Source organism: Marinomonas fungiae, assembly GCF_001418205.1.
Taxonomy (GTDB): Bacteria; Pseudomonadota; Gammaproteobacteria; order Pseudomonadales; family Marinomonadaceae; genus Marinomonas; species Marinomonas fungiae.
Genome location: NZ_LIQF01000003.1, coordinates 137,757 through 152,140 on the forward strand (window position 1 = coordinate 137,757; position 14,384 = coordinate 152,140).

Here is a 14,384-nt window from a genome sequence, read left to right on the forward strand (position 1 = left end):
GCGTTAAATTTTTAATTAAGTTAAGTGATGAACATTGAGATTGTAGAAAAAGCAGATCACCTTAAGCTAATAGAAATCTGGGAAGCATCGGTCAGAGCAACACATGATTTTCTGGCTGAGGATGATCTACAAGAGTTAAAGCCATTAATTCTTGAGCAGTATTTTGACGCCGTTGACTTAAGGTGCGCGAAGAATGCGCATGGTGAAATTCAGGGATTTTGCGGCGTCCATGACGGTAATATTGAGATGTTGTTCATCTCCCCTGATGCACGTGGCAAAGGCATTGGTGCCATGTTAGCGGCCCATGCTATCAAAGAGCAGAGAGCATCAAAGGTTGATGTAAATGAACAAAACGAACAGGCGCTGGGCTTTTACCAGCATATTGGCTTTAAAGTGATAGGTCGCTCACCAGTTGATGATCAGGGTAAGCCATATCCACTGTTGCATATGGCGCTATAAAAATTTAACAAGGTCGGCACGGCGACGTTAGCCATCATAGAGGATTCAGTGCAGAGAGAAATTCGCTGCGGTTGGTGCTGTTAAAAGCCCAATATTAGGGAGTTACTATCGACTTTCATGGCAGTTCCAATTGCACTGTTTATTATCGGTGACACGTTATCGTCTAATAATTTGTTAAGTTAGTACTTATACGAAAAAATGGCTAACAAGACCATGAACGTTCGGGCATTTCATGCCTTGGGCTCGCTACGCTCGGCTTGTGTGAGAGGCGTTAGGTATCCGCCAGTAATTGGAGGTCAGTAATGAACTATGCAGCGTCAAAAGAAGATAGGGAATTTAGGAGACAAGTTGAATCATTTGAATTTCCGGTGCCCGAATTTGATCATAGGGCACATGTGCGCTTAGCCTACACATACCTTGTCGACAATGATGTAACTGAGTCTGTTTGTCTAATGCGAGATACAATTATCAGTTTGTTGAAACATGTTGGTGTTGAACCTTCTCAGAAGTATCACGAAACATTGACCGAAGCTTGGGTTTTGGCCGTCCATCACTTCATGATGAATACGGATAGCTCTGAGTCAGCAGACGACTTCATGGAAAAGAATGAAGTTTTACTTGATTCAAGTATCATGATGACGCACTACTCAGCTGGTGTGCTTTTTTCGGAGCTGGCTCGTAGTTCATTCGTCGCACCTGATCTAGATCCGATTCCTAGGCATGGTAGATAGATGCTTAACAAGGCTATTAAATTCGCTCCCAAGCTCGCGCGGTTTATGGCGGCGTTATGCGTCAAACAACCTTAATTTTTATCGAGGAAATAAATGGAATATATTGAGTTAGTCGGAGCCTTGGCTGTGCTCCAGTTTTTCTTCTTTGGCTTCATGACTGGATCAGCCCGGAGAAAATCAGGTTTAAAAGCACCGGCTGTAACTGGCGATGCAGGTTTTGAGCGTATGTATCGCGTTCAAACAAACACCTTAGAAACGCTTGTTGCTTTTTTGCCTGCTTTATTTATTGCTGGGAATCATTGGCCATCGGCTTTGGTTTCAGGAATAGGGGTAATTTATCTTGTTGGACGTTTTATATACTGGCGTGCTTATATTTCAAACTCGGAAAGTCGAGGGCTGGGTTTTATGTTGTCAATACTGCCAACTTTTGTATTGATTGCATTGGCTATACTTGGCCCACTCATTAGCGTCGCAAATGCATAACAAAGCCAATCATAATCGCCCATGCAAAAAGCACATGGGCTGGATCTCGCTGCCGCTCGGCATGTGTTGGTAGCGTTAGGTGCAGATTGGGTTCCTCAACTCTTAAATGAATCAGAATGGAGAAAAAATGGATTTTTCGACGGCGTTTCAATATAAAAAGTGGGCAAATAAGAAATTGCTTGATATTGGTGAGCAACAGTTTTCAATACTTCCAGAGAGTGATGCTACCTTTTTCGTTAGAATATTAAACCATACGACAGTGGTTGATAGCCTCTTCATTAGTCGAATTTTGGGCAAGCCTGAAAAATATAGCGGTGATAATACCGTTGAAACTCCAACTCTATCGGAGCTACGAGAGACCATGAATCAAAACGACTCATGGTTAGTTCAATATGTAGGCGCAGCATCCAAGGAAGAGCTAAAAAGAGTTGTTTCATTTAAGTTTGTTGATGGTGATACAGGGCAAATGTCAGTCGAAGAAATTCTGCTCCATTTGTTAACTCATGGTAGTAACCACCGAGGTATGGCATCTAGGGTGCTGGCAGAAAACAATCTAGAGCGTCCCAAAGACACATTTACACGCTATCTTCATCAATTAGAACCTTCAAGAAGAGTTGGGGGCTAACACCTAACAAAGCGTTTAAGAGGGATTCATGTCGCGTGGCATTTTTGGTATGCGGCATGCTGCAATACTCCTGTAGGGACCCCCTGCTAAATTCTAAAGTACCCTTCATTGGTCTTGTTCACTCATCGCTCGATCATTTTCGTATGGACGCCGACTTAGGGAAAAGCATTGCCAAAGTTAATACCGATACAGCGACAGGAGAGCTGAAACCAGGATCGGATGGATATTCTGTTTCCATTCTTCGATTTCTCTGGATCGTTATCTCAACGTGTATCAGCGTTCTGCATAGGAAATTAGAGCTATTTAATGAATCGCGGGCTCCCATAGTGCGCCCAAAGGTGCTTACTGCTGAAGAAGTCAGGCAATTGAAGAGCGGTGCCGAATAACATAGCGCTCAAGTGGGGCGGTCGTTATTGCTCTTGGCTTTATGTTGATAGCTAGTTTTTGACGTGATTTTCTGGGATGGTCAATAGATGGTCATTGAATTACTATAAGGGGTGATTATTTAATGCTCGTAAGTTGATCTACGAATGTGGTGTGCATAGGGATGTTATGAAGGGAAGTTCATTTTTGATTAAACGCTTGTTCGGTTTTCTTTATCTGCTGCTATTCAGCATGATAGGCATGTCGTATGGACAAGATATCTTAACGGCTGATGAACGACTATGGCTGGATCAACAACCTGTTATCCGCTTTGCCCCTGCACCTAATTTCCCTCCGGTTGAATTTTTCGATGAAACTAATGAATACCAAGGCATTACGGCTGATTTTATTAAGATAATCGACCAGAAACTGAACTTGGGACAGAAGCTAGAGATTGTTCAGCTTGATAACTGGGGCGAAGTTTTGTCTCAAGGACGCTCCCGTGAAATAGACATGTGGGGGGCTGCTGAGAAAACCGAAGGGCGTAGTCAGTATATGCAGTTTACTCAACCTTATATACGCTTGCCTGCGGTGGTTATTGTGCGTAATGAGTTTGCTGGTGAAGGAATAGAGGCGCTCGAAGGCAAAAAAGTAGTCGGTATCGAAAATTATGCATCCTATGAACATTTGCAGGAGAAATACCCGCAACTCAATGCGTTAGGTGTCCCGGATATAGAGACTGGGCTGCGGATGGTTTCTTATGGAACGGCAGACGCTATTGTCGCTAACAACGCGGCTGCTATTTATTATATTGAAAAAAATGGACTGACGAATCTTAAAGTGATCGGAGAGTCAGGCTTCGAATGGAATTTACGTTTCGCAGTGAGAGATGATTGGGCACCATTATTGTCTATCATGCAAAAAAGTTTAGACAGTATTACGGCCCAGCAGAAGCGGGATATATATCGCTATTGGATTAATTATATTCATCAGGTGAGTGGAAATTCACGAGGGATTATATGTGGATTGCCAGCGCAGCTGGTCTCGTAGTGTTATTACTGATTCTATTCGGCTGGGGACTACGTAAGAGAGCGGCAATAAAATTGCAGCGACTCACTCAGCGTATTGAAGAGCAAAAAAAGATAGAGGAAGAACTGAAAAACCTAGCCACGACCGATGAATTAACGGGCACCTACAATCGACGTGCTATTTTAGAAATTGCACAAACGGAATTTGAGAAGTGTCTTGATGAAGGGCTGCCCTTTAGTGTGTTGTTGATTGATATTGACCACTTTAAGCAAGTAAATGACCAATACGGTCATGAAGTGGGGGATCGGGTAATCAGGGCTGTTGTTAATGTTTGTGGCGATACCTTAAGGCTTAAGGATATAGGCTATATTGGCCGTCTTGGAGGTGAAGAATTTGTGATTCTTCTCCCTGGTGTTGACCAAATAAAAGCCCATGTTGTCGCCGAACAGCTCAGGGAATGTGTCGAAAAACAGCCTATCCAATGTGTCGAAAACACTTGGTATAGTGCAACGGTTAGCGTCGGTTTGGCGACTATGAAACGTTCTGAGAAGTTTGATGAGCTGTTAAATAGAGCGGATCTGGCTATGTATCAAGCTAAGAAAGCGGGGCGGAATCGTGTTAATATTTCGCGAGAGCCTGTTGCGGGCTAATTTTTGCCTAAGGCACTTAAAAGCGTTGTGTCCTCCGGCTCGTAGGACTATCTTCGCTGATCTGCTTTTGAAAACAGCAAGCAGCCAGCTTCAATTCTATGAAACAAATAAAATCAAGCAGACTCATTGTAGCTATCAAGGTTTATCTAAAAAAGCAGCAGAAAATGCTATTCCATACACTATATTTATAGTGTTATACGATTTTGAAAATCTTGGATGGTCTAGATGGAATGTGAAATTGATAAAGAGAGAAGGAATGCATTAACCGTGTTAGGGGCATGCTTGCTGGCGAGCTCTCTACCCAATATAGCCAATGCTGGAGAAGAAAAAAGCATGGAACTAGTGGTTGATCATGTCATGTTCCCTCTCTATTACAATAACCAATTTCTTGATATTGCAGAAAAAGTTTGGAAAGAGCTAAATGCAGGTAAGGTAATAGTAGGCGATCAAAACCCTACTTACAAAGGAGTCTACTTACACAGTCGAAGTTTTTACGTAGAGTACCTTTCTAATGTGAAGGAACAACCTTATTGGAGCAATACTATATATTTCATTGTTCCCAAAAAATACTGGGGGTTTTATCAAAATCCGGCATTAGTATCTGAGCATTTTTTAGTGCCCGAGTTCGGGTGCGGGTATCAACTGATAAGCCCTGAATATCCTCATCTAAATGCTAAGGTCGCTGCTAGTATTGATTATGATGGATTGGAAATATTTATTTCACAGGCTCTTAAAGAGGAAATAACAAACATTGCTGGGCAAAATTGGACGCTACCAAGTAATGGGAAAATTCGAGTGCATAAGGATCTAAAGCACGCCCATGATATAGTGGTAATCAATGAAAATAGGAAAACAATCGCGCCTCTTTTGCAACCAAATCCAATTCTCAGGGAGTATCTGTAAAAGTACATAACAGGCCCTCGGTGGTAAGAATGTTTGTGATGCCCACACTACTATCACTATTGAAGAGGATCATGTTGTTTCTGACAATCTTTCTTGTCGAATATAACTTTGGTACGAGTGGTTGGAACAAACGTCTAGAAAACGAGTTTTCAAGGTGCTCGGGAGGTAATTGTATTATTTGTATCTAAGGGTGTTCTTAATATAGGAAGCAATTGAATAGCTTTGAGGTACAGTTAACTGGGAAAAGATTGGCATTTGCCTTTCGTCTTTGTGCTGACGTCGTATCACATCAGCAATTTCACTCAGGCTTAATTCTGTATCCTTAATACGTGGTACACCGATTAGGAACTGGCCTGTTCCTCTAGAACGATGACAGCCAGCACAATAATTTTCATAAAGCTCTTTGCCACCTTGCATGGTGGTTGTTTTATCGTTGTAATCTGAGCAGCCAACCAGTGAAACAATTACAAGTGCGATGAGCCATATTTTCATTGCGCCCACTCCGTAGCAGGAATTTACCAGTCAACACACCCTCACTGCCAATCACCTTAGAGATTGCGTTGGCAATTTGTAGTGGAAGATGTTGTTTTGTGCAGTCGTTGGTAAATACTTTTAAGTTAGTCTAAGTATGAGACAGATCTTTTTTATAGCAAGCCTTTAGTTCTCCAACGCCAACTCGGCCATTCTCATGGTACTTTCAAACGATTTACAGCCGGCTATAAACATGCCGTTATGACAGAACATGGCATCCTCTAAACCAGTGACGTCTTGTAGTTCTTTACCAGACAATCCAGCCCAAGGTGCAGGGAGTTTTTTACGGTCTTCAAACGAGCCGAGCTCGACGGGTACGGTTTGTATGCGCCACTCTCCAGTTTGTGCAGGGTAGATCATAAACAAAGCATCTGGCGATGTGTTAAGAACCGTGGTTTTCCAAGGGGTGAATTGCTCTAGCACGATTACTCTTGGGTCTGCGGCATTTTCAATGGCTTCGATAACGATGCTTTTAGCGTTGACGCCGCCTCTGGCTGCGGCGATGAATCGTGCTAACACGCGTGACGCAAAGGTAACCGCTTCCTCAAAGCAGGCATCATAATCGCCATGTTCTTCCCATGTTGGGTTAAACATGGAGATGGTTTGGCTCAGGCTAACGCCAGTGATAGGGCCGTCTACGTGGCCACAATCAATGGCGTCGATAGCCGAGACGAGGTTTTTATCCACGGCATCGGCGATTTCTTGATCATCCCCGCAAATTTGAAGGCCGTACTTTTGCCACATCAAGCCAAAGGATGAAAACGGGATGCCGTTTTCTCGTGCGCCGGCACCGCCTCGTTGGTGATGATCGAAGCGGCCTTTGTCGGCATCGTATACACCGCCGACATCAAGCACAATATCGGCTTTGGCTAATACGTCTAGGTCGCGTGTCCGTATTAGCTCAGCCGATGGAAAAAGGTGTTTAAGTGCTGCAACAGCAAATACGTCGTCTGCGTGAAAGTTTCCATTATGTGTAGCAATTACTTGGATTATATCAGTCATTTACCGTCTCTTTTATTGGTCTCATTTCACTTAACAGCACACATGTACTAAACGTCGGGATTCTACGGGGTTTTGAGGGCAGGGGACACCATTCATTTAGTGGGTGCTCAAGAGGGGGGATGAGTGAGCACGCGCTGATGTGGCAACCCCTACTTGTGTCTTCGCAGAAAAATTTAGCGAGAGCTGCTTATTTTTAGAGAATTGATCTGAGTGTCTTGTTAAGATGCGCTGAGTTGAACATTACTACACACATTGCTTCTATAAATGAGAGTTACAGATGACAAACTTTGAAAAAAGAGTTGAAGAGCTGATTGCTAAACACCCGAACTTAACAAAAGACGAGGCCATTAAAATCGTCACTGAGAAAAATGAGCGTAAGAAACTGAAGCGAAACGCAAAATCAAATAAAGGCAGTATTGGTAAGGCCTAGAAAGGAAATTTACGCTCAGGCCGTGGGTTAGCTTAGCCGTTCATAAAGGGGGAGACCCCTTTAACTGGTACTTAGATGAGGAAGTGCTAGCTGCGAAACGTTAAATTGACTTACTTTTATTTTGGAAAACGAGCTGTTACGGAGCCTCAAGCCACAGTCTATCCGTTCCCACAACCACATGTTGGTGCCTTCTAACCCAGTAACGATGCATGCCAGTTACTAAGGTTGAAGCGTATCAACAATCAATTTCTGAGATATAGCCTGCTTTCCTGATGGCTTCTTTTCGGTTACTTACATTTAGTTTTTTATAGATGTTATATACATGCGTTTTTACTGTGCTTTCAGAAATGAAAAGTTCATCTGAAATGTCTAGGTTTGATGCGCCTTTTATAAGTCTCTTAAATATTTGAATTTCTCTTTTTGTAAGTGGGGCTTGGGCCTCCTGAAGCTTGATAGTATAGGGGCGTACTTCTGACAACATTTGCGCCATGACTTTTCGAGGTAGCCAAAAGTCCTCATCACTGACAGCTTTTAAGCATCGTGTCAAATGCTCTATTGGGGATTCTTGAAAAATGATTCCTTTAAGGTTGATGCAGTTAAATAGCTGAATCTCCGAAATTGCTTTCTTTCCTAAGTCTTTTGGGACGTCATAGACGATCCACCGGGTAGACAGTACCTTTGATAATGATGCATCAATATTTTTATCATCGACCAATAAAAGGTAACTAATTAGTACGATATCTGATATTTTAGCTTGATCAGCCTGCTCAATACACTGAGGTTCTACTATATTAAAAAAGAAATCATTGCTTTTTTCTATTTCTCTTTGAATGAATTTGTTTTGGATGCAGTTACTTCCAATAAGAAGGATGCTATTTTTTTTTCATTATTGTTGAGTGTAAGTTTTTCAATCATAACGCTCTCCAAAATGAAATTTCCTTATTTCATTTCAATGTTTAATTTTATTTTAATAATAATTAAATTTTATCAGTCTGGATGTTGTGATAATTGAGGTTCAATAGATATATCCAATGTGTCTTCATACTTCCCCCCCGGTTTTAGTTGAATGTCTCCAATAATAATACTTATTGGTATGGACCTCCCACTTGTTGTTCCTTGAAAACTAATATACGCCTCAAGTTCTTTAAGATCTACTATATCGTTGTCGAACGCCACCTGATATGGAATATCCCATTTAGCAGCGTTAGATTCATGCCGTAGATTGCCCTGATGTGCTGATGCTAAAACTATGCTGTAAGATGAGTTACTTTGAATCCAAAGATTAGGAGAGGAGCTGATTACTTTGTTAGAAAATAATTCACCTAAATCAAGGTCATAGTCTTGTTGTTGTAGTCCATAGTAATGAATCTGGGCAACTGGGGGGACGTATATATTGACGGCTAAAGTGCTAGGGCTAACCTCAACTAAACTGTCCTCTGGAAGGTTTGTTAAAGCGACATTCAGTATACCTTGATAGGATCCTGAAGTTAGCCATTGATTGCTTGGAAAGCGCATTTGTACCGTCGCTGAAGGTTGGCTTTCAGTGAGTGATATTAGCCACTGATTAGCAATGTTTGTACCGAACTGCTCATACCATTCAAACGCAAGTGTTTCATTATTAGTTCCCTTTAATGTTCGGCTGTCATCATCCAATTTCAAAATAGCATTAAATTGACAATCTTCGCCTAATATATTTGCACTGATACGATAGCTATTAATGGCAGCATAACTACTAGTATTGAAAACATCATAATTGCTTTGGTTGTTCATTGGTTGAATGGCTAATGAACTTATCTCGCAGGCAAATATAGAATATGCATAAGAAAAAGGAATGATGCTTATTGTTGTCCATACAATTTTCTTAATCCACATATAAATCTCCTAGTCTGATTAAAGTGTTGCTCTTTTCGTCTAGATTGATAATGGCTGATTCTTTTTTCGTTGTATCAAGTGTCAATTCATAGTCACCTGGCTTTAGTCCAGATATAGCAAATATGCCATTTCGGTTAGTGAAAAAATCTATCGGTGGCTGCTGGCTTTTTCCTAGATAATGCGCGGTACCTGCAACCAGTGAAATTGGGGTATTGCTTTGACGATCTATTAATTTGCCAATCACAGTCAGGGCAGCATCCGAACCTACTTGAAGCGAGTACCCTTTTTTGTAACCAGGCTTAATTCTAAAAGCTCCATCGCCAAGATCGTAGCCAGGAGGCAAATCTTTAACGTCATAACTAATTAGTTGGCTATTGTAAGACACTAAGTCTGGTATCAAGGCGGTCGTATCTCCGTGGAGATATACACGAGCGTTTTTACCGTCGCGAGTAGGATCAATAGCCAATTCATTATCTGCAAGGCTTGAGTGTTTCTGAACGATTGCAAACGCTTCGCGAACAGGTCTGCCCATGGTAACTGACGATCCAGAAAAAGCGATTGCACTGCTGATGGTGACGTCTGTGCTGTGATTGCGTACGTCACCATTTGGTTGATCAAATCGGGAAGTATGACTGGCGTTCACTTCGAAGCGGTTAGCTGCGTAATTGACTCCTGCATTGAGGTTAGTGTCAACTTCTTCATTGGTGAGCGCACTGGCAAATGTCGAGATGCCGCCAGTGTTGCCGATATTATTTTGGTAGCTGTAATCAATTGATTTTTCATTTAGCGGTGTTGCATAGCGGTTTACGAGTCGGGTGCGTTTACTAAGAGGCCAACTTAAAGTTAGAGTGGCTCCAAGGTCACTGTCACCGATCTTACTGTGTTTGTAGTTCATTCGAGCACTCCAAGTGGCTGGCGTATCAAAAAGTCTACCGGAAAGGCTAGGGCTGGCGATTAAGTAATCGTTTTTACTGTCTACACCGACGCGATAATTAAGGGTCAGTGCAGTACGTAATGAGCGCGTCAGATACACAGAGCCAAAGGCACTGATATAGTGGTTGGTTAAACTAATGTCTTCGTCGGGGGCGTCAAATCCTGAGATACCAGTGAAGTTATTGGTTAAGTTCTCATAGCTAAATCTAAGCTGCGGCTGTAATGGGTTTGTATTGGAGAATTGCGCATCGAATGCGACTCTGTAGGCGTTACCTCTGCCGTATTTGGGGTGGCTGCTTTGTGACGCGTTGAATTCTGTGACTCCCCATGAAGAGGCAATTAAAGCGTTTACACCGTACTGATATAGGTCTTCACGGATTTGTGAGTTTATACCTAGTGTTAACCACGGAGAGATACCAACATCAAAATAGTCGTGTAAGATACGTTCGTCTGTAAGATAGTCTCGCTTACCATCCTTTATTTCAGAGGGGGCACCGTACATCAAACTGTACTCGAATTCGCCGCTATTGAGTAAGTTGTCTGCGGTGGCGATTGAAAACTTAATGCGCTCTTCATTGCCCGAGCGATCGGTAATAACCAGTTCCACATCGTTGTTACCTCTGGCCAGTGGTATATCGTTTAGGTCATAACTGCCGGCACCTAAGGTGAGCCTACGGACGGCGATACCGTCAACGTAGACATCAACATTAGAGGTGCGTTGTAAGGTGAAAGATTGAGTGGCTCGAGGCCGGACATTTCGAGTCGGGATTAGGGTGAAGTCCCGCGTGATGCCAACCCCTAAAATATCAGCGCTATCTTGGAAAGCCTTGCCACCGTTATACATATCTCCGATTACTAAGCGGGAGCCTTGATTAGGATAGTCAATATTGAGTCTTGAACCTTCCCTTACATAGTTTGAATCGACCTCAGACCCATTTTCGAAGAAGGACTCATATTCAAAGTTGAGATTCCCTATGTTGAGCGCTGAATCAAATTGAGAACGGTATAAGCTCTGTCGATCCGACTCAAGATCAATGAATTCGCTTTTGTTGGCTGACAACGCAACATTCACGTAGCCACTTAATGTACTTGGGTCCACATAATTATGAAGATCGTCTTCTTCACGCAAGGTCAGCCGCTGTCTCAAGCTCAACTCGGGCGGTACGGTTACAATGCATTCTAAAGACGCAAAATCAAATGTAAGGCCTAAACCACTTTGCTCAAAGTGATGTTGGGAGAGTGTCTCATCGGTGGTAGTCGCACTTAAACGCTGGATCCCTTCTTGAGTAACGACAGGCGCGAGCAGAACGAGTGTGCTGTCTTTTGGTAAGAGGATTCTGTTGTCAGCTGTAATGCTAATATCCGCTTCACCAAGAACAGTGTCACTTATTCTGATCAAAGACGTGAGCTGAATGTCTCTTCCCGTTGGGTTTAGTACCATTTCTTGGCTTAAAGCAGACAAGCTTGTAAAAATAAAGAAGAGCAGCAGTGGCTTAATAGCGCTCCAGTATCTTACATGATGCTGGTTAGATTTATTGCTCGTAACCATAGTAAGTACCAACCGGTAAATGCTGTGAAGAGGGATCAAAAGTATGAGTTGAGTAGGGCGGCACGAATTGATCCCCAATGGTTTCGTATAAGGCTTCTATGAAATGATGATCTAGATTTTTAAAGTGAAGCTTTGAAGTAAAAGTAAAACGATTGCCTGAATTGGTAAGTATTAAATTACCTTCTTTGCCTATATTGATTTTTACCTCTGGCTGGAGCGAGGAAGAGTACACATGTAATAAGGCATTATAATTGATTTGTACATTGATACCTGTTTGCAAGTTTTTTGTTTTTCCGAGTTCCTGATTACCCTGATTAATTTGAATGTTGCTAAATCGAATAAAGTAGCTTTCCGACATTTTAAGGGGGGTATTACTAACCCATTGGACGCGAAATGTTTGAAGCTTTCCAGGGGCTAATAATGCGGCAGGTGGAAAAACTAACACATTTTTATCGGCTGAACTCTGAATTCTAGTCATCCCATTTGATGAAAAGCTCAAACGATGAACGCTTGTTTCAAGCGCAATTTTTTTTGTAGAGTTATTCGTCACCACAAGTTGTGATGTTAATCTATGGTCGGTGTTAAGCTCGATGACTAAAGGAGAGATTGTCACGGCAGAAGCTTGTGTGCATAGAAAGCACAAGGCCAAACCTTTTAAAATAAATCGCCACATAATTATTCATCCGGATTAATTTCAATAGAAAGATTTCTCACACTGAAGTTGTTAAGTGGCTGCATTTCAAGATAACGGGTTGAATGTGGCAAAATCAAAGTGCCGGGAATACGTGTAGCTATATCCGAACCTTTCAGGTATTGTGACTGTCTACCATCCGTAACTTTCCATGTGGTTTGAGTTAATCGACCGTAGCTGTTACCGGTGTTAGAGACTTCTAATACCCAGTTATTGCTTTCATTTTGCTTGATACTTTTCACTGCTAGTTCGGGAAAAGTATTCTGTGGTCGCACGTTAATAAGAGTGTTGAATTGCAATAACAGATTCACTTGCCCTTGCTTCTTACTTGCACGTTCGACGGCGACTTGTTTCACTGCAATGCGGTACGCTTTGGATTCTGTAATAGCTGGGTCGCCAAGATAGCGCACCATCACAGACTGTGAGCGACCTGGCTCTATGATGGCGGTTACAGGAATGACTAGGAGTTCATCGTCCGCCTCAGTAATGGTCTCTTTGCCGTACTCATCCATGGTCATAGAGAGAGGGTAGAGCTCTACTGTAAGTGGCTCAGGCGAAGAGTTTTCAATTCGCATAGTCATTTGAGAGCGCTTGCCAAGGGGAGCCATTTCTGCCGACATTGGTTCAACTTTAAACGCATGGGCAAATGCACACGTTAGAGAGAATACGAACACTGGGATCCATCGAAACATAGCAAAGTACTCCGGAAGAATTAGCCAGTTATGGGTAAATAAAATGGTAGGAGGTCTGTTAGACCTCCTACCGTGGACTTCTAGTTAGAAGTAATGTTGACGGTCAACGTATCTGAGTAGCCGCCTGCCCATGGAGAGGTTTCGGTTGTTGCGATATTAATTGATGCGCCTACACCTGACGCTAGAGCGCTTGAGCCACCATAAGGTTGCGCAACAGACACATCATTTTGCCCAGGGCCACCAGGAGCGTTTAGTGTAAAAGATGGCAAGCCACCACTAGGGGTGAATGTTGCATCATATTTAAGCGCGAAGTCTTCGTTGTCATCTGACTCCAAGCCACCTTCGGAACTGGTCAATGTCACTGTTGCACCATCAGCGTCATTACATCTCATATTGAGACCGCTCAATGAAACGTTCTGAATTTGTGAAACATTACCGAAGTCGACTAATTGAGTAGAAAGGCCTGTTACTTCACAAATAGGAGAAACAAAACCGACCAATTGAACATCACCTGGTGCTGCTTGTACTTGAGCGCCGAAAATTGCTGCAACGGCTGCTGCGCTTAGTGTTAGCTTTTTCATAATAATTTCCTTTAACGTTAGTTATTAGCCCTATTACTATTACTACTGAGCCGATTTTTCCTGCAGTAAAATGCAGAGGTTTACGGAGCCACGCTATGAATTGATGGGTATACCTCAATCTCGATAACGTCTTGATAATACCCTGCGAAAAGCAGGTTTTTTTCGAGTGTTACACTAAGAACTCCTTGTTGAGAAAAAGGTATAACACCAGAACTGTCCTCAATGATTGTCGGAATAAGTAATTGGCTACTGTTTCGACTTACATCGAGCTGAAGGGAGTCTATTTGTAATGTTAGATTGTATTTTTCAATTAAATTAATACCTTGTTGTTGGTGCTTTAGACCGCCATGCTTAGAATTAATGCTTATGCCTAGGGGACGGTTGCAATATAAATCAAAAGGAATTGTTTGGACGTTTTGTTCTTCAAACTTCATTACGTTTCCAGATGGGAAAATTATTTCGCAACGATCTTTAATATGACCGATAATGTCCATTGTTAAGGTGTTGGCGCCGACATTGGATGTAAATAATAATCCTATAGATATTATTGTAATTGTTCGTCTGTAGAAGTTTATAAAATTCCTTAACATTTATGTAACCTCAATTTTTCGGTGTGTCTATTTGCTTAATTAAATATAACCGTGCAAAAAATATGAGGGTATGAAAAAAAGTTTATAGTGACTTTAATGTATTAGGTATGGTGCTAAATTGATTCTTGGAACTGATGCTTGAATACAGTATTTTATTTTTAACTTATTGTTTTTATTGAGGGATTTTTGACTATTTTATGCTTTTTCTTGGTGAAAAATTAGCGGAGGCGCGACTTTTTAGTCTAGCGAGATGGCTTCTTGGCTAAATCC

General features: G+C 42.0%; 17 protein-coding genes. 8 read left to right on the top strand and 9 right to left on the bottom strand.

Translation table 11 applies throughout. From position 1 onward, the window contains the following. The first annotated feature begins 27 nt into the window (after positions 1-27). From ASC49_RS05650 to ASC49_RS05685, 7 genes are all read left to right on the top strand, one after another. The gene (locus ASC49_RS05650) at positions 28-459 is read left to right on the top strand and encodes an acetyltransferase (RefSeq protein WP_055462255.1); all 432 of its coding nucleotides are present in this window, start codon (positions 28-30) and stop codon (positions 457-459) included. Positions 460-761: 302 nt separating this feature from the next. Further along, positions 762-1,190 carry a hypothetical protein gene (locus ASC49_RS05655; RefSeq protein ID WP_055462256.1) on the top strand — a complete coding sequence of 143 codons (429 nt, stop codon included), beginning with the start codon at positions 762-764 and terminating at the stop codon, positions 1,188-1,190. A 93-nt stretch (positions 1,191-1,283) separates the two neighbouring features. Next, positions 1,284-1,673 carry an MAPEG family protein gene (locus tag ASC49_RS05660; RefSeq protein WP_055462257.1) on the top strand — a complete coding sequence of 130 codons (390 nt, stop codon included), beginning with the start codon at positions 1,284-1,286 and terminating at the stop codon, positions 1,671-1,673. Positions 1,674-1,779: 106 nt separating this feature from the next. Continuing rightward, positions 1,780-2,298, top strand: coding sequence for a DinB family protein (locus ASC49_RS05665; RefSeq protein ID WP_281175771.1), 519 nt, complete (start codon positions 1,780-1,782; stop codon positions 2,296-2,298). Between the two features lie 552 nt (positions 2,299-2,850). After that, a complete protein-coding gene (locus tag ASC49_RS05675) occupies positions 2,851-3,711 on the top strand; it encodes a transporter substrate-binding domain-containing protein (RefSeq protein WP_055462260.1) in 861 nt (286 codons plus the stop codon). Further along, positions 3,681-4,340, top strand: coding sequence for a GGDEF domain-containing protein (locus ASC49_RS05680; protein WP_055462261.1), 660 nt, complete (start codon positions 3,681-3,683; stop codon positions 4,338-4,340). Before ASC49_RS05675 ends, ASC49_RS05680 begins: the two co-directional genes overlap by 31 nt. A 225-nt stretch (positions 4,341-4,565) precedes the next feature. After that, a complete protein-coding gene (locus ASC49_RS05685; RefSeq protein WP_055462262.1) occupies positions 4,566-5,243 on the top strand; it encodes a hypothetical protein in 678 nt (225 codons plus the stop codon). Between the two features lie 174 nt (positions 5,244-5,417). Here ASC49_RS05685 and ASC49_RS05690 read toward each other — a convergent pair whose 3' ends face one another. Continuing rightward, the gene (locus ASC49_RS05690; protein ID WP_055462263.1) at positions 5,418-5,735 is read right to left on the bottom strand and encodes a c-type cytochrome; all 318 of its coding nucleotides are present in this window, start codon (positions 5,733-5,735) and stop codon (positions 5,418-5,420) included. A 165-nt stretch (positions 5,736-5,900) separates the two neighbouring features. Beyond that, positions 5,901-6,776: an MYG1 family protein gene (locus tag ASC49_RS05695; RefSeq protein WP_055462264.1), complete on the bottom strand. Its 876-nt coding sequence runs from the start codon at positions 6,774-6,776 to the stop codon at positions 5,901-5,903. A gap of 277 nt (positions 6,777-7,053) precedes the next feature. Between ASC49_RS05695 and ASC49_RS19870 the strand changes: the two genes are divergently transcribed. Then, positions 7,054-7,206 carry a hypothetical protein gene (locus ASC49_RS19870; protein WP_169787810.1) on the top strand — a complete coding sequence of 51 codons (153 nt, stop codon included), beginning with the start codon at positions 7,054-7,056 and terminating at the stop codon, positions 7,204-7,206. Positions 7,207-7,441: 235 nt separating this feature from the next. Here ASC49_RS19870 and ASC49_RS05700 read toward each other — a convergent pair whose 3' ends face one another. From ASC49_RS05700 to ASC49_RS05730, 7 genes are all read right to left on the bottom strand, one after another. Beyond that, the gene (locus ASC49_RS05700; protein ID WP_211262017.1) at positions 7,442-7,921 is read right to left on the bottom strand and encodes a helix-turn-helix domain-containing protein; all 480 of its coding nucleotides are present in this window, start codon (positions 7,919-7,921) and stop codon (positions 7,442-7,444) included. Between the two features lie 272 nt (positions 7,922-8,193). Beyond that, positions 8,194-9,078 carry a hypothetical protein gene (locus tag ASC49_RS05705; protein ID WP_055462266.1) on the bottom strand — a complete coding sequence of 295 codons (885 nt, stop codon included), beginning with the start codon at positions 9,076-9,078 and terminating at the stop codon, positions 8,194-8,196. Beyond that, complete coding sequence (locus ASC49_RS05710; protein WP_211262018.1) at positions 9,068-11,560, bottom strand: fimbria/pilus outer membrane usher protein; 2,493 nt, start codon at positions 11,558-11,560, stop codon at positions 9,068-9,070. The genes ASC49_RS05705 and ASC49_RS05710 overlap by 11 nt, the downstream gene beginning before the upstream one ends. After that, positions 11,544-12,233: a fimbrial biogenesis chaperone gene (locus ASC49_RS05715; protein ID WP_055462267.1), complete on the bottom strand. Its 690-nt coding sequence runs from the start codon at positions 12,231-12,233 to the stop codon at positions 11,544-11,546. Before ASC49_RS05715 ends, ASC49_RS05710 begins: the two co-directional genes overlap by 17 nt. 2 nt (positions 12,234-12,235) lie before the next feature. Then, positions 12,236-12,943: a fimbrial biogenesis chaperone gene (locus ASC49_RS05720; protein ID WP_055462268.1), complete on the bottom strand. Its 708-nt coding sequence runs from the start codon at positions 12,941-12,943 to the stop codon at positions 12,236-12,238. A gap of 80 nt (positions 12,944-13,023) precedes the next feature. Continuing rightward, a complete protein-coding gene (locus ASC49_RS05725) occupies positions 13,024-13,524 on the bottom strand; it encodes a hypothetical protein (protein WP_055462269.1) in 501 nt (166 codons plus the stop codon). An 80-nt stretch (positions 13,525-13,604) separates the two neighbouring features. Further along, positions 13,605-13,958 (bottom strand): hypothetical protein, encoded by a 354-nt coding sequence (locus tag ASC49_RS05730; RefSeq protein WP_055462530.1) that lies wholly within the window; start codon positions 13,956-13,958, stop codon positions 13,605-13,607. Positions 13,959-14,384 lie beyond the last annotated feature (426 nt).